The organism is Amycolatopsis marina (assembly GCF_900111885.1).
Lineage (GTDB): Bacteria > Actinomycetota > Actinomycetes > Mycobacteriales > Pseudonocardiaceae > Amycolatopsis > Amycolatopsis marina.
Genome location: NZ_FOKG01000005.1, coordinates 70313 through 89471 on the forward strand (window position 1 = coordinate 70313; position 19159 = coordinate 89471).

Genomic DNA, 19159 nt, shown 5'->3' on the forward strand with positions numbered 1-19159 from the left:
ACCACCCTTACGCCGGAGTATCCCGCTGTCCGAGACACCCGAACGGGGCATAGCACTACCCACCGCGCCGGTTGATTATCAACGCTCAGCCGGCTCAGTCGAACGTGACGGCCCTGATCAGGCGGGCGCCCACCGACGCCCCGATCGGCTCCAGCACGTGCGTGTCGACGGAGCGGTCCACCCGAAGCAGCATCACGGCGTCGGTCTTGTCCGTGGTCTGGCTGATCTGCGCGGCCTCGATGTTGATCCCGGCCTCGCCGAGCAGGGTGCCGACGCGGCCCATGATGCCCGGCCGGTCCGGGTACTCCAGCAGGAGCACGTTGCCTTCGGCCCTGAGGTCGAAGTGCCTGCCGTTGACCTCGACCAGCTTCTGCACCTCGTCCTTGCCCGTGACGGTGCCGGAGACCGAGAGGGCCGTCCCGTCGTCGTGCACGGCCCGGACGGTGACCAGGCTGCGGTGGTTGGGGCTCTCCGGCTCGGTGACGAGCTCGACGGTCACGCCGAGCTCCTCGGCCAGCCGCGGCGCGTTCACGAACGTGACCTGGTCCTCCACGACACCGGAGAACACGCCCCGCAGCGCGGCCAGCTGCAGCACACCGACGTCCTCGGCGGACAGCTCGCCGCGGACGACGACCGTGACCGACGAGGGCGCCTTGGCGCTGAAGGCCGATACGACCGTGCCCAGCTTCTGGGTCAGCGGCAGGTAGGGCCGGACCTCCTCACCGACCACACCGCCGCCCGCGACGTTGACCGCGTCCGGCACGAAGTCGCCGCGCAGCGCGAGCAGGGTCGACCGCGCGACGTCGGTGCCCGCCCTGTCCTGTGCCTCCGCGGTCGACGCGCCGAGGTGCGGCGTCACGACGACGTTGGGCAGCTCGAACAGCGGGCTCGAAGTGGTGGGCTCGGTGACGAAGACGTCGATGCCCGCACCGCCGACATGACCTTCGCGGATGGAGTCGGCGAGTGCGTCCTCGTCGATGAGGCCACCGCGGGCCGCGTTGACGACGAGGACGCCCTTCTTGGTCTTGGCCAGCGCCGCCGCGTCGATCAGCCCCTTGGTTTCCGGGGTCTTCGGCAGGTGGATGGAGATCGCGTCGGCGCGCTGGAGCAGTTCGTCCAGCGACACCAGCTCGATACCGAGCTGCGCGGCACGGGCAGCGGAGACGTACGGGTCGTAGGCGATCAGCTCGGTGTCGAACGCGGCGAGACGCTGCGCGAACAGCTGGCCGATCTTGCCGAGGCCGACCACGCCGATGGTCTTTCCGTTGAGCTCGATGCCCGAGTAGGCACTGCGCTTCCACTCGCCACCGCGCAGGCTCTGGTCCGCAGCGGGGACACGGCGGGCGACCGCGAGCAGCAGCGCGACGGCGTGCTCGGCTGCGGAGACGATGTTCGACGTCGGGGCATTGACCACCAGAACGCCGCGTTCGGTGGCCGCGGGCACCTCGACGTTGTCCAGCCCGACCCCGGCGCGCGCCACGACCTTCAACTTGCCGGAAGCGCCGAGTACCTCGGCGTCGACCTTGGTCGCCGATCGCACCAGGAGCGCGTCCGCGTCCTGCACCTCCTTGAGGAGGGCGGCGCGGTCGGTGCCGTCCACGTGCCGGACCTCGACCTCGTCGCCGAACACGCTCACCACGGACGGGGCGAGCTTCTCGGCGATGAGTACGACGGGCTGGCTGGGCTTGCTCACGATGCGGCTCCCACTGCTCGGTGTTTTTATTACCCAAATGCTCGGGTGCCAGGCGCCCTCGTGGGCGGCACAATGAAGGGCCGCGGTCAGCCGACATGCCCAACTCGGGAGCGAAACACCCCACCTACGGTGACCGGCCACGGCGCTGTGCCCGGATGGCGCAGTTTAACCCCGCACGGGCCCACTCGAATGGGTACCCGTTAACTCCGCCGCAATCCGTCCACAACATGAGACGGACAGTCGTGAGTAAACTCATCCCAGCGCGGCCGGGGCCGCGTCCCGTCCGCGGAAAGGGCCGAGCCCACCCCGGTGCGTCGCCACTGCACGACCGCACCCTTCTTCCTGCCCGGTGCCTGCGGACGACGGGGCGTCATGGAGGAAGTGGCATGAATTCGGGCATTCCGGCTTTCGCCAATGTGGAACAGCTTCGCAAGCGCGCGAAGGACCTGCTGCGCGCGTCCAGAAGCGGCGACGCCGCGGCGCTCGCCAGAATCACCGCACACCGTCGGCAGGATCGGCCGCAACCACTGCTCAGCGACGCGCAGTTGACCCTCGCTCGCGAGTACGGATTCCCGAGCTGGGCCCAACTGCGGTCCTATGTAGAACGCCTCGCCGAGCACGGCCCGGGGCTCGAGCACGCCTACCGCGACGATCCGGGGTACTACGAGGAGCGTGCCGACGGCCTGCTGGCCTCCGCGGAGGACGGCACGCCCTCGGCCGTGGCCGCCTTCGACCGGGCGCGGGCGCCGGTCGATCGAAACGGCGCCCGGTTGGTGCTCGCCCGGCAGCACGGCTTCCGTTCCTGGGCAGGACTGCGCGGGCACGTACGGGGGCTGATCGCGGGCGGTGAGCCGTTCGCGCGGGCCTACCGGGCGGTCGAAGCGCAGGACGTGGCCGGACTGGGCGCCCTCGTCGGCCGGTTTCCCGAACTCGTCCACGCGAGGGGCACCAACGGCAACGACCTGCTGGGCATGGCGACGGCGACCTGCGACGAGCGGCTGGTGCAGGTGCTGCTGGACCGGGGAGCGGATCCCGCCCGGGCCAACGCGCACGACTGGACCGCGCTGCACCAGACGGCGTATTCCGGCCAACCGCACCTGGCGCGCCTGCTGCTCGCCACCGGTGCACCCATCGACGTCTCGGCCCGCGGAGACGGCGGCACCCCATTGGTCATCGCGTTGTTCTGGGGACACACGGAAGTGGCGGAACTGCTGGCCACAGCCGGCGTCGTTCCGGCGAACCTGCGCGCAGCGGCCGGACTCGGGCGGCTGGATCTGCTGGGCGAACTACTCGCACCGGACGGCACACCGACACGGGAGGCCGGCGCGCATCGCGGGTTCTACCGGCCGCACAGCGGGTTCCCCGCCTGGCGGCCGTCGGACGAACCGAAGGAGATCCGGAACGAGGCGCTGACGTGGGCCGCGCGAAACGGCCGGGTGGAGGCCGTCGAACTGCTGGTCCGACACGGCGCGGACGTGGACGCGGATGTCTATCGCGGCACCGCCCTCACCTGGGCGGCCGCCTGCGGACAGGCACTTGCGGCCCAAGGGCTGCTCGCGCTGGGGGCCGACCCGAACCGGCGTGGCACGTTCGGCGGGCCGGGCCACGGCGAGGGAGTCACCGCACTGCACCTCGCAGCGCAGCACGGATCGGTCGGCGTGATCGAGGTACTCCTGCGTGCGGGTGCCGATCCGTCGATTCGCGACAACCTGCACGGCGGTGACGCGGCGAGCTGGGCCGAGGAGTTCGGCCAGCAGGCGGCGAGAGAGTTGTTGAATACTTAACTTCCTGTCCGAAAAGCGCCGGTAATCGGTCGCTTTTCCCCGTTGTATGGAACTCGCAAGCAGGACGGGACAACGGAAGGAGACAGCGATGACAGGCGTGCTCGACGGCAAGGTCGCTCTGGTGACCGGGGGCAGCCGCGGGATCGGTGCGGCGATCGCCATCCGGCTCGGCGAACAGGGTGCCGACGTCGTGCTCACGTACCAGCACAGCGCGGACCAGGCGGGCAACGTCGTGGAGTCGATCAAGGCGCACGGCAGGAGGGCACTGGCGGTGCGGGCGGACAACGCCGACGCCGACGCGGTGGCGGGTTCGGTACGGGCGGCGCTGGGCGAGTTCGGCAGGCTGGACATTCTGGTGAACAACGCCGGCGTGGGGCACTACGGCGTGATCGAGGACATCTCGCAGGCCGAACTCGACCACGTCATCGCCGTGAACGTCCGGGCGCCGTTCCTGGCGACCCAGGCTGCCGTGCCGCACCTGAGCGATGGCGGGCGGGTCATCACGATCGGCAGCATCGCGTCCGAACGCGCCGCCGTCGCCGGGTTCAGCCTCTACGGGCTGAGCAAGGCGGCGCTGACCGGCCTGACCAAGGCGCTCGGCAGGGAACTCGGCCCACGGGGAATCACGGTGAACCTCGTGCAGCCGGGGCCGATCGACACCGACATGAACCCGGCGGACGGCCCCGGGGCGGACGGGCAGCGGGAGTTCGTCGCGCTGGGTGCCCACGGGCAGCCGTCGGACATCGCCGCGACCGTCGCGCACCTCGCCGGTGAGACCGGCAGGTACATCACCGCCACCGCGATAGCAGTGGACGGCGGCCACGCCGCCTGAGGACTCGCACTTTCCCGGGAAAGTGCGAGGTTGAAAGCACCCCACCCCAGGTGGCACGCGCGCGGTCACGCACTTTCCCGGGAAAGTGCGATAGGTGCACGCGCAAGTACCGCACTTTCCCGGGAAAGTGCCGCTACCAGGGTTCGTCGAACTCGCCGTCTTTGACGCCCTTGACGAAGGCGTCCCATTCCGACGGGGTGAAGACCAGGATCACGCCGTCGGGCTTCGAGGACTGGCGCATCGCCACGTAGGTGACGCCGTCGGTGTGCGGGACGAACGCGTACTCGACAGCGTCCTCGAGCGTCTCCCCCTCGGGCTCGGCCCGGATCCACTCGGCCTTGCCCAGGTCCAACTCGTGGCGGATGTGCGCCTTGTCGTCGACGGGCTGCGACGGTTGCTCGCTCATACCGCCACCGTATCGGCTCGGCGGAAAACGACCAGGGCCACCTCGACGGCACGTACTGCCGCCGGGGTGGCCCTGGCTGCCGGCGTGACTAGGCCGTTTCGGTGATGGGGCGGTCCACCCACGACATCAGGTCGCGCAGCTTCTTGCCGGTCTCCTCGATCGGGTGCTTCTCGCCTGCCGCCTGCAGTTCGCGGTACTTCGGCCTGCCGGCCTCGTCCTCGGCGACCCACTCACGGGCGAAGGTCCCGTCCTGGATCTCGCCCAGGATCTTCTTCATGTTCTCCTTGACCTCCGGCGTGATGACCCGCGGACCACGGGTCAGGTCGCCGTACTCGGCGGTGTCGGAGATCGAGTAACGCTGACGGGCGATACCGCCCTCGTACATCAGGTCGACGATGAGCTTGAGCTCGTGCAGCACCTCGAAGTAGGCGATCTCCGGCGCGTAACCGGCCTCGGTCAGCACCTCGAACCCGGTCTGTACCAAGGCGGAGGCACCACCGCAGAGCACGGCCTGCTCACCGAACAGGTCGGTCTCGGTCTCCTCGGTGAAGGTCGTCTTGATGACACCTGCGCGAGCGCCACCGATGGCGGCCGCGTAGGACAGCGCGAGGGCCTGGGCGTTGCCGCTCGGGTCCTGCTCCACCGCGATCAGCGCGGGAACGCCCTTGCCGTCCACGAACTGCCTGCGGACGAGGTGTCCGGGGCCCTTCGGCGCGACCATCGCGACGTCCACATTGGCCGGCGGCTTGATCAGGTCGTAGCGGATGTTGAAGCCGTGGCCGAAGAACAGCGCGTCGCCGTCCTTGAGGTTCGGCTCGATGTCCTCGCTGTAGATGACCCGCTGCTTGGTGTCCGGCGCGAGGATCATGATGAGGTCGGCTTCCTTCGAAGCCTCGGCCGGCGTCAGCACCCGCAGGCCCTCGTCCTCGGCCTTCGCCCGCGACTTCGACCCCTCGGGAAGACCGATGCGGACGTCGACGCCGGAGTCGCGCAGGCTCAGCGCGTGCGCGTGGCCCTGGCTGCCGTACCCGATCACGGCGACCTTGCGTCCCTGGATGATGCTCAGGTCGGCATCGTCGTCGTAGAAGATTTCGACTGACATGAGGGGTACTTACTTCCTTTCGGATTCTGACATTCTAAGTAGCTTTGTTCAGTGGCTGCCGTGACGCGCAGGCGCCTCAGCGGGCGCCGGTGGCGGTGATCGACCGGGCACCCCGGCCGACCGCGACCATTCCGGACTGCACGAGCTCGCGCACCCCGTAGGGCTCGAGCATGCGCAGCAGGGCGTTGATCTTGTCGCCCGTGCCGGTCGCCTCGATCGTCAACGCCTCCGGCGAGACGTCCACCACCTTGGCACGGAACAACTGCACGGTCTCCAGCACCTGGCTGCGCACCGTGGCATCCGCCCTGACCTTCACGAGAAGCAACTCGCGCCGGACCGCGGTGGCCGGGTCGAGCTCCACGATCTTGATGACGTTGACGAGCTTGTTGAGCTGCTTGGTCACCTGTTCGAGCGGTAGCTCCTCAACGGCGACCACGATCGTCATCCGGGACACCTCCGGGTTCTCCGTGGGCCCGACTGCGAGGGACTCGATGTTGAAACCGCGGCGGGAGAACAGTCCCGAGACGCGGGCGAGCACACCTGGGACATTCTCCACCAGGACGCTCAGGGTGTGATTGGTCATCAGATCTCATCCTCGTCGAAGAGCGGGCGGATGCCGCGCGCGGCCATGATCTCGTCGTTGCCGGTGCCCGCGGCCACCATCGGCCACACCTGGGCATCCTTGCCGACCACGAAGTCGATCACGACGGGGCGGTCGTTGATGGCCATCGCACGCTGGATGACGTCGTCGACCTCCTCCTTGCTCTCGCACCGCAGGCCCGCACAACCGAGCGCCTCGGCGAGGAGGGTGAAGTCGGGGATCCGGTGCTTGTGCGTTCCGAGGTCGGTGTTGGAGTAGCGCTCGGAGTAGAAGAGGTTCTGCCACTGCCGGACCATGCCGAGGTTGCCGTTGTTGATCACGGCGACCTTGATCGGCGCGCCCTCGATGGCGCAGGTGGCCAGCTCCTGGTTGGTCATCTGGAAGCAGCCGTCGCCGTCGATCGCCCAGACCTGCGTGTCGGGGCAGCCGAACTGCGCGCCCATCGCGGCCGGGACGGCGAAGCCCATCGTGCCGAGGCCACCGGAGTTGATCCAGGTCGCCGGCTTCTCGTACTTGATGAACTGGGCCGCCCACATCTGGTGCTGGCCGACGCCCGCCGTGTAGATGGCGTCCGGACCGACGAGTTGCCCGATACGCTCGATGACGTACTGCGGCGAGAGGGCTCCGTCGTCCGGCCACTCGTAGCCCGCGGGGAACGTGTCCCGCCACGAGTTCAGCTGCACCCACCACGCATCGAGGTCGGGGCCGCCGGACTGCTCGGCCTCGCCGCGCACGGCGCTGATCAGGTCGGTGATGATCTCCGCGCAGTCACCGACGATCGGGACGTCGGCCTTGCGGTTCTTCGAGATCTCCGCGGGGTCGATGTCGGCGTGCACGATGGTGGCGTCCGGCGCGAACGAGTCCAGCTGTCCGGTGACCCGGTCGTCGAACCGGGCGCCGAGGGCGATCAGCAGGTCCGAGCGCTGCATCGCGGCCACAGCCGCCACCGAGCCGTGCATCCCCGGCATGCCGAGGTGCTGCCGGTGCGAGTCGGGGAAGGCGCCGCGAGCCATCAACGTGGTCACGACGGGGATACCGGTCGCCTCGGCGAGTTCGAGCAGCTGCGCGGAGGCCTTGGCCTTGATCACACCACCGCCGACGTAGAGCACCGGCCGCCGCGACTCCGAGATCAGCCTGGCGGCCTCGCGAACCTGCTTGCCGTGCGGCCGCAGGGTCGGGCGGTAGCCCGGCAGCCGCATCTCCGTCGGCCAGGAGTAGGAGGTCAGCTCCTGCAGGACGTCCTTGGGGATGTCCACCAGGACAGGTCCCGGGCGGCCGGTGGAGGCCAGGTGGAAGGCCTCCGCGATCACCCTCGGGATGTCGGCGGGGTCGGTGACCAGGAAGTTGTGCTTGGTGATCGGCATCGTGATGCCGCAGATGTCCGCTTCCTGAAACGCATCGGTGCCGATCAGCGCGCGCGACTGCTGGCCGGTGATGGCCACGACCGGGACCGAGTCCATGTTGGCGTCCGCGAGCGGGGTCACCAGGTTCGTGGCCCCGGGGCCGGATGTCGCCATGCAGACCCCGACCTTGCCGGTCGCCTGTGCGTAGCCGGTCGCGGCGTGGCCTGCTCCCTGCTCGTGGCGCACCAGCACGTGGCGGACCTTTGTGGAGTCGAGCAACGGGTCGTAGGCGGGCAGGATGGTGCCGCCCGGAATACCGAAGACGACCTCGGCACCTACCGCTTCGAGAGACCGCACGAGTGACTGCGCGCCGGTCACCCGGACGGGGGTGCCTGCGGGGGGCGCGGGCTTCGGGCGGGAGCCGGGCTGGGTGGGCGACGCGGCGGGCGTTCCACCTGCCGGCGTCGACCCTGCGTTCGTGTCCGATCGCGAGGTGGCGCTTGTCATCGGTTCTGCCTCGTGGGTCTCGTTGCTACTCGGGTCAGCTGTCGCGGTGTGATTGGTTCACTCGTTCAGGTCAGCAGGTACAGACATCAAAAAACCCCCGCCGACCGATAGAGGTCGCACGAGGGTCGCGCGTCAACGCAGAGGCTCTTCCCTAAGCGTCGACGCGCTTGGGAAGTACGAGGCCGGTCTGCGGTGTCACGTCGACGACGGTAATCGGTCGCTGTCAAGAGTGTCAACTCTGCGGGATCGTGATTCCGCATACTGGACGCCGGGGGCGTGGCTCCAACCCCGCTCACCAGTGCCGAAACCGCCCGGTGCACCATCACAGGGTGAACCAGGAAGCGCAGAACTCGCAGCGTGAAGCCCCGGTCGAGGGTCGCAAGGCCATCTTCCGGATCCCTGCCACCGCGATGCTCGCCGTGGCATTTCTGACGATCTGTGTGACGCCCGCCGCATTCGCGCTGCCGGGTCTGCAGGCGCTCTACCTCGCTCCGATCGCCCTGGCCGTGTGGGTGATTCGCATGCGGACGACGGCGACGGCCGAGGGCCTCACCGTCCGGACGGTGTTCAACGAGCGGAAACTCCACTGGTCCCAGCTGCGTGGGCTGGCCGTGGCGAAGGGCGCGAAGGTGAAAGCCGTGACCACAGAGGGCACGGAGGTGGCGCTGCCCGCGGTCCGCGCCCGGCATCTGCCCGTGCTGTCGCTGATCAGCGGGGGCCGGGTGCCCGACCCCACCGGCATCACCGAGGAGATCACCGAGGAGGACCTGCGCGGCGGGCCGAAGGAGACGGGCAGCGACGAGGAGTAACCTCGACGTACCGCTACCGGGCCGCGGGCGCGTACCCCACGCCGGCCGTTTCGATATCAGGAGGGTTATTCACAAGTCGGCAGACGGGACCGTCCCGGAGAGGGCCCACGCTGCGGCATGCTTCTTCTGCCGCAGTAGGGGCGGTCGTGGCTGCCGACTGCAGGCGACGTGCGGGCATGACCGCAGGTCGACCGTGAATAACCCGACTTGTGAATTAAACGCCGTACTCGGCCGTCGTGGCCGAACAAGACACAAGGTGAGTTCATGCCTGCGCTGCGCTCTCGCACCACCACTCACGGCCGCAACGCCGCAGGGGCCCGTTCCCTGTGGCGCGCCACCGGAATGACCGACAGCGACTTCGGCAAGCCGATCGTCGCCATCGCCAACTCCTACACCCAGTTCGTCCCCGGCCACGTACACCTCAAGGACCTCGGCGAGATCGTCGCCGAGGGTGTCCGGGAGGCGGGCGGAGTCGCCAGGGAGTTCCACACCATCGCGGTTGACGACGGAATCGCCATGGGGCACAGCGGCATGCTCTACTCGCTGCCCTCGCGGGAGATCATCGCGGATTCCGTGGAGTACATGGTCAACGCACACCAGGCGGACGCGCTGGTCTGCATCTCCAACTGCGACAAGATCACCCCCGGGATGCTCAACGCAGCCATGCGGCTGAACATCCCGGTGGTGTTCGTGTCCGGTGGGCCCATGGAGGCAGGCAAGGCCGTGGTGGTGGACGGCGTCGCGCACCCGTCCTCCGACCTGATCACCACGATCTCGGCCTCGGCCAATTCCGCGGTGGACGAGGCAGCTCTGTCCGAGGTGGAGCGTTCGGCCTGCCCCACGTGCGGCTCCTGCTCGGGCATGTTCACCGCGAACTCGATGAACTGCCTCACCGAGGCGCTCGGGCTCTCGCTGCCGGGTAACGGTTCGACGCTCGCCACCCACGCCGCACGGCGCACGCTGTTCAGCGACGCGGGCCGCACCGTGGTCGAACTGTGCAAGCGCTGGTACGGCGAGGACGACGCCAGTGCGCTGCCGCGCTCCATCGCCAACAAGCACGCGTTCAACAACGCGATGGCGCTCGACATGGCCATGGGCGGATCCACGAACACGGTGCTGCACATCCTCGCCGCCGCCCAAGAGGGCGAGATCGACTTCACGATCTCCGACATCGACAACATCGGCAGGCGCGTGCCCTGCCTGTCCAAAGTGGCGCCGAACTCGGACTACCACATGGAGGACGTGCACAGGGCGGGTGGCATTCCCGCCATCCTCGGCGAGCTGTACCGGGGCGGGCTGCTGCACACCGACGTGACCTCGGTGCATACGCCGACCCTGCACGAGTGGCTGTGCACATGGGATATCCGGGCCGAGTCGCCTTCCGAGGCGGCCGTGGAACTGTTCCACGCGGCACCGGGTGGAGTCCGCACCACCGAAGCGTTCTCGACCACGAACCGCTGGTCCAGCCTCGACACCGACGCCGAGAACGGCTGTATCCACGATGTCGCGCACGCCTACACCGCCGACGGTGGTCTGGCTGTGCTGCGCGGCAATCTCGCCGAGAGCGGCGCGGTCATCAAGTCGGCCGGTATCGACGAGTCGCTGTGGCGTTTCCAGGGCCCGGCACGGGTGCTGGAAAGCCAGGAGGAGGCCGTTTCGGCGATCCTCGGCAAGCAGATCCAGCCCGGCGAGGTCCTGGTGATCCGGTACGAGGGCCCCGCGGGTGGCCCCGGCATGCAGGAGATGCTGCACCCCACGGCGTTCCTCAAGGGCTCCGGCCTCGGCAAGAAGTGCGCGCTGATCACCGACGGCCGGTTCTCCGGCGGATCATCCGGAATATCGGTGGGACACATCTCCCCCGAGGCGGCGGCGGGCGGCCTCATCGGCCTCGTGCAGAACGGTGACGAGATCCTGCTCGACGTGCACGAGCGCACGCTGGAACTCCTCGTCGACCCTGAGGTGATCGCCGAACGCAGGGCCAAGATGGAGGCCAGCGAGCGGCCGTGGCAGCCGGTGGACCGGCAGCGACCCGTCACCGCCGCACTACGCGCCTACGCCCGGATGGCCACCTCGGCCGACACCGGCGCGGTCCGCGACGTCACCAAGTAGCGGTGCCGGTCCGGAATTCGTCGACGGATTCCGGACCGGTCAGCGGAAGACGACAAGCACCACGACCGAGGCCGCGGCGGCGATCAGCAGTCCCAGGATCGCGAACGGCATCGGCTTGCGGCGCCACGGCGTGTTCTTGTCCACCGCGATCCGGCCCGACCCGGTGAAGAGCAGTGCCAGCGCGGCGGCGCCGATCAACAGCTCGTACTCGAATCCCTGCTGCGGCCCCATGAAGAACCCGTTGCCGAACTTGACCGCGACGATGCTCGCGGCCACGCCAAGGATTCCGGCCGCACCGATCGGGGTGAACAGCCCGACCACCAGCAGCAGCCCGCCGCCCAGTTCCGTCAACGCCGTGATCCAGGACAGCAGTGTCGTCTGGCTGGTGAAACCGAATCCACCGAGCGCGTCCGCGAATCCACTGATACCCGGACCGTCGAACGCGCCGAACAGCTTCTGCAGTCCGTGCGCGGCCATTGTTCCGCCGAGCACGAGGCGCAGGACGAGCAGCCCGAAATCGAGCCCCCCGTGCCACTGGGACGTCTGATCTCGCACGTCACTCGAAGAACTGCTGTCAACGTCGGACAGCAGGCTGGTCCGCCCTGGGTCATCAACCGCGGGAATCGACGTGGTCCTGGACTCATCATCGTGCGTACTCACCGGCGCAGACTAGGGCATATCGGCCCGCGCTGGCGAGTCGCTCATCCGGGCACTCTCCCGTTCAGGAACGGTCACTGCCCGCCCCATCATGGACATATCCATGAACAGGAAAGACCACTGGTGGCCGTCCAGGTCGCGGAAACCGCGCATGTACATGAACCCCTGGTCCTCCGGCTCGCCCAATGCCTCCCCGCCGGCTGCGACAACCCGGTCGAGCAACTCGTCGACCTGCTGCCCGCTGTCGGCGGAAAGGCCGATGATCACCTCGCTGCTCGTCGAGGTGTCGGTGATCTCCCGGTTCGTGAAACCCCGGAAGTAGGCCTCCGACTGCAGTATGACCGTGACCTCGTCACTGACGACCAGGAAGGCGGCGTTCTCGTCGGAGAACTGCTGGTTGAGCGAAAGGCCGATGGCGGTGAAGAAGTCGACCGACTTGGCCAGATCCTTGACCGGCAGGTTGATGAAAGTCTTCGTGGACACGGATTTCTCCCAGTTTCTCAGTTGGTCGAAAAATCAGAATCTGAGGACGAGTCAGGCTTCGAGGTACGTCTTCAGTGCGGCGAGGCGGTCACGCCAGTACGCCTTCATGCGCGCGGCGGCGTCGGACTCGGTCAACCTGTCGTGGGAGACCGCGACCAGAGCCTTCGCCTCGCCTTTCGGCAGGAAGGTGACGACGATCCGCGTGGATCCGTCCGCCCAGTCGGCCCTGAACGACTTCGGCGCCGTGGCGGTGCGCACGGCCAGATCGGCCTCCGGCAACCACTGTGTCCGCAGCGCTTCATCGGCGAACGCCGCGAAGAGACGGTCGACGGAAACCGCGATCGTCTTTGTCGCGCCCGCCGAGAAGTACCCGTCGCTTTTCTGCCCGGGCGCCCGCATTCCGCGCGCCTGCTCGTAGGCCACCGTGATGCTCTGCGCCCACCATCCGTCGACCTGGTGCTGCTCCACCAGCCAGCGGGCGATTTCGGTGTGCGTGTGCTGCGTGCCACCCCAGGCGTCGAGCAACGAGAACCACTCGTCCTGCCCCTTGCCTGTGCGTTCCCGGAGCGGGGCGTCGGGGAGTTTCTGCCCCCGAACCGGTTCGGCGGTCGGCTCGGTGGGTTCGACGGCCACCGCGCCGGACTCGGGCTGCCGCCCGGTGGCGGCCTTCTCGAGCAACCGGCGCCGAGCGGCGGTGTAGCTCTCACCGGTCTTGTCCATCCGGGCCCGGACGCCGGACTTGAAGGATTTCTGCCTGGTCATCACATGCTCCCTGTCAACAGCGCGGCCACAGAACTCACGCTCCTGTTGACCCCGCCGGATAGGGCATGCTGCCGGCACCCCGAGAACTCGCGGTTCCCTTTGCCCTCTCGAGCCCGATGGCGTGAGCACCGGATATGAGGGTGCGGCGCAGGATGACGCCGACCCTCAAACTACCCGGCCGCACTACTCGGCCGCAAGCACGCGACTTCTTTGAGAATGCTCAGTGAGGGTTGCGCACTCAGTACTCGCCGTGCACGAGGTTGTCCGGCAACTCCCCGTTGACCCAGCGCTCGATCTCGGCGGCCGCCACCGCGTAGGAACGCCGCTGCACGCCCCGCGCCGCCCCCGCCACGTGCGGAGTCAGCACCACTCCCTGAGCTGTCCACAGTGGATGATCCGAGGGCAGCGGTTCGGGATCGGTGACGTCGAGCGCCGCGCGAAGGCGCCCCCGCTCCAGCTCCGCGAGCAGCGCGCCGGTGTTCACGACCGGGCCGCGGGCCGCGTTCACCAGGATCGCCCCGTCGGGCATCTCGGCGAGAAATGCCGCGTCGACCATGCCGCGGGTCTTGGAAGTCAACGGCACCATCAGCGCCACGACGTCGTGCTCACCGAGCAGCTGCGGCAGCTCTTCGACGGCATGCACGCCTTCCCTTGCGGAAATACCCACCATGGTCACGCGGGTGTCGAACGGTTCGAGGCGGCCGCGTAGCTGCCTCCCGAGGTCGCCCGCGCCCACGATCAGCACCCGCTTGCCCTGCAGCGTGTCGGTGGTGCGCCTGGCCCACTGGCGGTTCTCCTGCAACGCCGTGAACTCCCGCAGCTCGCGGTACATCAGCAACAGCACGCCGACCACCCACTCCGCCGTGCTGCCGCCGTGCGCGCCCCGGCAGGTGGAGAGCAGAACTCCGTCGGGCAGGTCGCCGATCCAGTCCTCGGCACCCGCGGACAGCAGCTGGATCAGCTTCAGCCGGGGCAGGCCCTCGAAGAACTCGTCGGTCGTCTCGGCGGGATGAAACTTGGGGATCAGCACCTCCGCTTCGCGGGCCTGCGGGGGTAACGGTTCACCCCACTGGTAACGCACCGGCCGGACGCCGGCGACCTCGGACAGGGCGATCATCCCGTCCTCGTCGGGGACAAGCACCGTAACCGTCATGATCACCACGGTAGCCACCTCCGGCGTCCGGCGTCGGCCGGCCGCCCGTGTCCGGGCCACCGCTTACCCGAGGCTCACGGACATCGACCTACCCTCTCTCGTTGTGGGACCCCGTTCCAGGAGAAGCCCGGCGTGGCCGCTGGCCCTGCTTGCCAGCGGCGCCCTCATGCTGACCAGCTGCGCCGACTTCGACGACTCCGCGTCGGGACAGACCTGGGAGCCCGCCCCGGACCTGACCCCCCAGGCCGGGCCGCAGCCGCAACTTCCCGAGGCGGGTGGCACCAGCCAGGGACCGCCGAAGGGATCGGCGCCGACGCCCGTGCCGCCACCGGACGGCTGCAAGGACTTCAACAAGGCGGTCATCGCCACCTGCCTCGACAGGATCTCCGCCGTGGCCGCGCTACCGGCCGCGGGCTCGACGATCGGCGCGTTGGCGGCCGAACGAATCAGTGGCAGTGTGCTCAGGGTCTCCAGCGAGCCCGGCGCCTCACCCAAGGAGATCGCCTCCTTCGACGTGGACGCGAGCGGTGACGGCGGGCTCACCGGGCTGGCCCTCTCCCCCAGTTACTCCGAGGACCGGCTCGTGTTCGCCTACCTGACCACGGAAAAGGACAACCGGGTCGTGCGGTTCGCGGAGGGGCAGCCGCCGAAGCCCGTGCTCACCGGCATTCCGAAGGGTCCGAAGGGCAACCGTGGGGTGCTGCTCGCCGATTCGGACGGCGCGCTGCTGGTGGCCACCGGTGACGCGGGCGATCCCGCCGCGGCCGCGGACCCGAAGTCGCTCGCGGGCAAGATGCTGCGCATCGACACCTCGGGCAAGCCGGCCAAGGGCAATCCGACCACGGGCTCGCGGGTGCTCGCCAGTGGGCTGCAGGCGCCCGGCGGGATCTGCGAGTCCACCGACGGTTCCCGAACCTGGGTGACCGACCGCGCCGACGGCAGGGACGTCATGTACCGGGTCGAACCGGGAACGACCCTGACCACCCCGGTCTGGTCGTGGCCCGATCAGCCTGGTGTGGCCGGGTGCACCGACTGGTCCGACGTCCTGATCGTGGCCACCTCGAAGGCGGGCAACCTGCAGAACCTCCCGGTCACCGAGGAGGGAGCCGTCAGCGGCAAGCCGTCGGTGACGATGGACGGCGAGAACGGGAACAGCTTCGGCAGGCTCACCGGGATGGACGTCGTGAACCCCGACTTCGTGGTGGCGGGCACGGCGAACAAGGACGGCGGAGATCCGGTGTCCAGCGACGATCGCGTCGTGCTGATCTCCAGGCAGATGACCCCGGCAGGGAACGGCAGGGACTGACCCTCCGCCCCCTGCTCAGCGGGCCCGGACGTCGAGCACGGCGGCGAGCAGTGACGTCGCGGCGGCCACAGTCGCCAGTACCCGTCCCGATCCCGTCCCGATGGCGATGCCTGCCTCCTCCAGCAGCGCCCGCTGCTCGGTGCCGAACTGCCAGCCGAGGGTGAACCAGCCGATCAGCAGCAGCGCGAGCGCCACCGAGGCCGCGACCAGCCACAACTGCGGGAGCCCCGCCACCCGCACCGCACGGATCTGGCCGGTCAGGGCGACCGCGAACCCGGTCAGCAGCAGGACCAGTGCGGGGAACCAGGCGAAGAACCCGGCCTTCCACACGTCGCGGACGACATCGTCCTGCGGCAGTTCGGCCAATGCCGCGATCAGATCGGGATTCGCCGCACCGAGGACGGTCCAGGGCAGGAACAACGACCCGAGCGCGAGCAGCCCCGCGGCGAGGCCGAGCCACTCGCGCCACGTCACCGCCGCAGGGCGGACGCGGGGCAGGCTCAACTGCCGTTGACCCTTTCCAGGATCAGCTCGCGGACCCGCTTGGCGTCGGCCTGCCCCTTGGTCGTCTTCATCACGGCACCGACGATCGCGCCCGCCGCCTGGACCTTTCCGCCACGGATCTTCTCCGCGACGTCCGGCGCGGCGGCCAGGGCCTCGTCCACGGCCGTGAGCAGCGCGGAGTCGTCCGAGACGACCTTGAGATCACGCTTCTCCACGACCTCGTCCGGCTCGCCCTCGCCCTCCAGCACACCCTGGACGACCTCACGGCCCATCTTGTTGGTCAGCTCGCCGGAACCGACCAGCTCGATCACCCGTGCGACCTGGACGGGCTTGATCGGCAGCTCCGCCAGCTCGACCTCACGCGTGTTGGCCTGCTGGGTCAGGTACTGCACCCACCAGCTCCTGGCCTCCCCTGGCGCCGCGCCCGCGTCCACAGTGGCCGCGACCAGGTCGGCCGCGCCGGTGTTGAGCAGATCGCGCAGCTCCTCGTCGGTGAGGTTCCACTCGTCCTTGATCCGCTTGCGCCGTTCCCACGGCAGTTCCGGCAGGGTCTGGCGCAGCTGCTCGACCCACTCCCGCGTCGGTGCGATCGGCACCAGGTCCGGCTCGGGGAAGTAGCGGTAGTCCTCGGCCGTCTCCTTGGTACGTCCCGGCGAGGTGCTGCCGTCGGACTCCTGGAAGTGCCTCGTCTCCTGCTTGATGGTGCCGCCGTCAAGCAGCACGGCTCCCTGCCGGGTCATCTCGTAGCGCACCGCCCGCTCGACACTGCGCAGCGAGTTGACGTTCTTCGTCTCGGTACGGGTGCCGAACTCGGTCGCGTCCTTCGCCATCAGCGAGACGTTGGCGTCACAGCGCAGCGACCCCTGGTCCATCCGCACGTCGGAGACGTCCAGCGCCCGCAGCAGGTCACGCAGCGCGGTCACGTAGGCGCGGGCGACCTCCGGGGCACGGGCGCCCATGCCGGTGATCGGCTTGGTGACGATCTCGATGAGCGGCACACCGGCCCTGTTGTAGTCCAGCAGCGAGTGTTCCGCCCCGTGGATCCGGCCCGTCGCACCGCCGACGTGCAGCGACTTGCCGGTGTCCTCCTCCATGTGCGCGCGCTCGATCTCCACCCGCACGACCTCGCCGTCGTCCAGCGGGACGTCGAGGTAGCCGCTGAAGGCGATCGGCTCGTCGTACTGCGAGGTCTGGAAGTTCTTCGGCATGTCCGGGTAGAAGTAGTTCTTCCTCGCGAACCTGCACCACGACGCGATCTCGCAGTTCAGCGCGAGCCCGATCCGCATCGCCGACTCGACGGCCTTGCCGTTGACCACCGGAAGCGCTCCCGGCATTCCGAGGCAGGTCGGGCAGACATGGGTGTTCGGCTCGCCGCCGAACTCGTTCACGCAGCCGCAGAACATCTTCGTCGCGGTGGACAGCTCGACGTGCACCTCGAGCCCGAGTACCGGGTCGAATCGGGAGATGACCTCGTCGTAGTCCATCAGTTCGACCAGCGCGGTCACAGTGCCGCTCCCTTCAGCTCCGGCACGCGGTTGAGCAACGGGCCTTCGGCGGCGTCGCGGGCCGTCTCGTAGGCCGCACCGACGCGGTACAGCCGGTCATCGGCCAGCGCGGGGGCCATGATCTGCAACCCGACCGGCAGCCCGTCATCGGCTGAAAGGCCACTTGGCACGCTCATCGCGGCATTGCCCGCCAGGTTGGACGGGATGGTGCACAGGTCCGCGAGGTACATCGCCATCGGATCGTCCGCCCGCTCGCCGATCTTGAACGCCGTGGTCGGCGTCGTCGGCGAGACCAGCACGTCGACCCGCTCGAACGCCGCGTCGAAGTCCCGCGAGATGAGCGTGCGCACCTTCTGCGCCGAGCCGTAGTACGCGTCGTAGTAACCCGAGGACAGCGCGTAGGTGCCGAGCATGATCCGGCGCTTGACCTCGGCGCCGAAGCCGGCCTCCCGGGTCAGCGACATGACCTCCTCGGCACTGCGCGTGCCGTCGTCGCCGACGCGAAGGCCGTAGCGCATGGCGTCGAACCGGGCGAGGTTCGAGGAGCACTCGCTCGGCGCGATCAGGTAGTAGGCAGGCAGCGCGAGGGTGAAGTTCGGGCAGGACACCTCGACGACCTCGGCACCCAACTCACGCAGCTGCTGCACGGCGGCCTCGAAGGAGGTCAGCACACCGGGCTGGTAACCCTCACCACCCGCCGAAGCACTCCCTCCCGCTGAGGCGGCATTACCGCTGAACTCCCGCACGACACCGACGCGGACGCCGGTGAGGTCACCGCGTGCGCCTTCGCGGGCGGCCGCGACGACAGCGGGCACCGGCGCGTCGACCGAGGTCGCGTCCAGCGGGTCGTGCCCGCCGATCACCTCGTGCAACAGGGCTGCGTCCAGCACGGTCCGTGCGCACGGACCCGCCTGGTCGAGGGAGGACGAGAACGCGACAAGGCCGTACCGGGACACGCCGCCGTAGGTCGGCTTGACCCCGACCGTGCCGGTCACGGAGCCGGGCTGGCGGATCGAGCCACCGGTGTCGGTGCCGATCGCCAGCGGCGCCTCGAAAGCAGCCAGCGACGCCGACGAGCCACCGCCGGAGCCACCGGGGATCCGGTCGCGGTCCCAGGGGTTGCGGGTCGGCCCGAAGGCGGAGTTCTCGGTGGAGGAGCCCATCGCGAACTCGTCCATGTTGGTCTTGCCGAGGATCGGCACACCGGCCTCGCGGAGCCTGCGGGTGACCGTGGCGTCGTACGGCGGCAGCCAGCCCTCGAGCGTCCTGGAACCACAGGTGGTGGGGATGCCCTCGGTGGTCAGCACGTCCTTCAGCGCCAGCGGCACTCCGGCCAGCGGCGACGCCGGCTGCTCGCCCGAGGCGATCCGCGCGTCCACCGCGCGGGCGGCGTCGAGCGCACCCTCGGTGTCGACGTGCAGGAACGCGTGCACGGCGCCGTCGACCTCCTCGATGCGGTCGAGGTGGGCCTGCGTCACCTCCACGGAGGAGACCTCGCGAGCGTGGATCCGGCCGGCCAGCTCGGCCGCCGTCAATCTTGTCAGGTCGCTCATGCTTCTTGCCTCATTCGCCGACGGGCTGCACATCGCTCAGTGCCGTACCC

At 68.9% G+C, this 19159-nt stretch carries 17 protein-coding genes; 5 read left to right on the forward strand and 12 right to left on the reverse strand.

What is annotated here, in order from left to right:
- Positions 1 to 94: 94 nt before the first annotated feature.
- Complete coding sequence (gene serA / locus BM199_RS09895; RefSeq protein ID WP_091672269.1) at positions 95 to 1693, reverse strand: phosphoglycerate dehydrogenase; 1599 nt, start codon at positions 1691 to 1693, stop codon at positions 95 to 97.
- Positions 1694 to 2079: 386 nt separating this feature from the next.
- Between serA and BM199_RS09900 the strand changes: the two genes are divergently transcribed.
- Positions 2080 to 3477 carry an ankyrin repeat domain-containing protein gene (locus BM199_RS09900; protein ID WP_091672271.1) on the forward strand — a complete coding sequence of 466 codons (1398 nt, stop codon included), beginning with the start codon at positions 2080 to 2082 and terminating at the stop codon, positions 3475 to 3477.
- 88 nt (positions 3478 to 3565) lie between these two features.
- Entirely contained in the window at positions 3566 to 4309 is a 744-nt protein-coding gene (locus BM199_RS09905) for an SDR family NAD(P)-dependent oxidoreductase (protein WP_091672273.1), read from the forward strand.
- A 133-nt stretch (positions 4310 to 4442) separates the two neighbouring features.
- On the opposite strand, the gene BM199_RS09910 is transcribed toward BM199_RS09905, so the two are convergent.
- From BM199_RS09910 to BM199_RS09925, 4 genes are all read right to left on the reverse strand, one after another.
- A complete protein-coding gene (locus tag BM199_RS09910; protein WP_091672275.1) occupies positions 4443 to 4715 on the reverse strand; it encodes a DUF397 domain-containing protein in 273 nt (90 codons plus the stop codon).
- 88 nt (positions 4716 to 4803) lie between these two features.
- Complete coding sequence (gene ilvC / locus BM199_RS09915; RefSeq protein ID WP_091672277.1) at positions 4804 to 5817, reverse strand: ketol-acid reductoisomerase; 1014 nt, start codon at positions 5815 to 5817, stop codon at positions 4804 to 4806.
- Positions 5818 to 5893: 76 nt separating this feature from the next.
- Positions 5894 to 6400, reverse strand: a complete 507-nt coding sequence (gene ilvN / locus BM199_RS09920) for an acetolactate synthase small subunit (RefSeq protein WP_091672278.1) — start codon at positions 6398 to 6400, stop codon at positions 5894 to 5896.
- A complete protein-coding gene (locus tag BM199_RS09925) occupies positions 6400 to 8268 on the reverse strand; it encodes an acetolactate synthase large subunit (protein WP_091672280.1) in 1869 nt (622 codons plus the stop codon). Before BM199_RS09925 ends, ilvN begins: the two co-directional genes overlap by 1 nt.
- Positions 8269 to 8597: 329 nt before the next feature.
- Between BM199_RS09925 and BM199_RS09930 the strand changes: the two genes are divergently transcribed.
- Positions 8598 to 9077, forward strand: coding sequence for a PH domain-containing protein (locus BM199_RS09930; protein WP_245788260.1), 480 nt, complete (start codon positions 8598 to 8600; stop codon positions 9075 to 9077).
- 264 nt (positions 9078 to 9341) lie between these two features.
- Positions 9342 to 11186: a dihydroxy-acid dehydratase gene (gene ilvD / locus BM199_RS09935; protein ID WP_091672281.1), complete on the forward strand. Its 1845-nt coding sequence runs from the start codon at positions 9342 to 9344 to the stop codon at positions 11184 to 11186.
- Between the two features lie 39 nt (positions 11187 to 11225).
- On the opposite strand, the gene BM199_RS09940 is transcribed toward ilvD, so the two are convergent.
- The 4 genes from BM199_RS09940 to BM199_RS09955 form a co-directional block, all read right to left on the reverse strand.
- Positions 11226 to 11777, reverse strand: coding sequence for a DoxX family protein (locus BM199_RS09940; RefSeq protein WP_425425514.1), 552 nt, complete (start codon positions 11775 to 11777; stop codon positions 11226 to 11228).
- A gap of 78 nt (positions 11778 to 11855) precedes the next feature.
- Entirely contained in the window at positions 11856 to 12326 is a 471-nt protein-coding gene (locus tag BM199_RS09945; protein WP_091672285.1) for a VOC family protein, read from the reverse strand.
- Between the two features lie 51 nt (positions 12327 to 12377).
- Positions 12378 to 13088: a hypothetical protein gene (locus tag BM199_RS09950; RefSeq protein ID WP_091672287.1), complete on the reverse strand. Its 711-nt coding sequence runs from the start codon at positions 13086 to 13088 to the stop codon at positions 12378 to 12380.
- 238 nt (positions 13089 to 13326) lie between these two features.
- Positions 13327 to 14241, reverse strand: coding sequence for a 2-hydroxyacid dehydrogenase (locus BM199_RS09955; RefSeq protein ID WP_091672288.1), 915 nt, complete (start codon positions 14239 to 14241; stop codon positions 13327 to 13329).
- Positions 14242 to 14407: 166 nt separating this feature from the next.
- Between BM199_RS09955 and BM199_RS09960 the strand changes: the two genes are divergently transcribed.
- Positions 14408 to 15547 carry a PQQ-dependent sugar dehydrogenase gene (locus BM199_RS09960; RefSeq protein ID WP_245788294.1) on the forward strand — a complete coding sequence of 380 codons (1140 nt, stop codon included), beginning with the start codon at positions 14408 to 14410 and terminating at the stop codon, positions 15545 to 15547.
- A 15-nt stretch (positions 15548 to 15562) separates the two neighbouring features.
- On the opposite strand, the gene BM199_RS09965 is transcribed toward BM199_RS09960, so the two are convergent.
- The 3 genes from BM199_RS09965 to gatA are packed head-to-tail and all read right to left on the reverse strand — an operon-like array spanning position 15563 to position 19109.
- Positions 15563 to 16021, reverse strand: coding sequence for a hypothetical protein (locus BM199_RS09965; RefSeq protein ID WP_245788261.1), 459 nt, complete (start codon positions 16019 to 16021; stop codon positions 15563 to 15565).
- A gap of 26 nt (positions 16022 to 16047) precedes the next feature.
- Positions 16048 to 17556 carry an Asp-tRNA(Asn)/Glu-tRNA(Gln) amidotransferase subunit GatB gene (gene gatB, locus BM199_RS09970; protein WP_091672291.1) on the reverse strand — a complete coding sequence of 503 codons (1509 nt, stop codon included), beginning with the start codon at positions 17554 to 17556 and terminating at the stop codon, positions 16048 to 16050.
- Positions 17553 to 19109, reverse strand: coding sequence for an Asp-tRNA(Asn)/Glu-tRNA(Gln) amidotransferase subunit GatA (gene gatA, locus BM199_RS09975; protein WP_091672293.1), 1557 nt, complete (start codon positions 19107 to 19109; stop codon positions 17553 to 17555). The genes gatB and gatA overlap by 4 nt, the downstream gene beginning before the upstream one ends.
- Between the last annotated feature and the right edge of the window lie 50 nt (positions 19110 to 19159).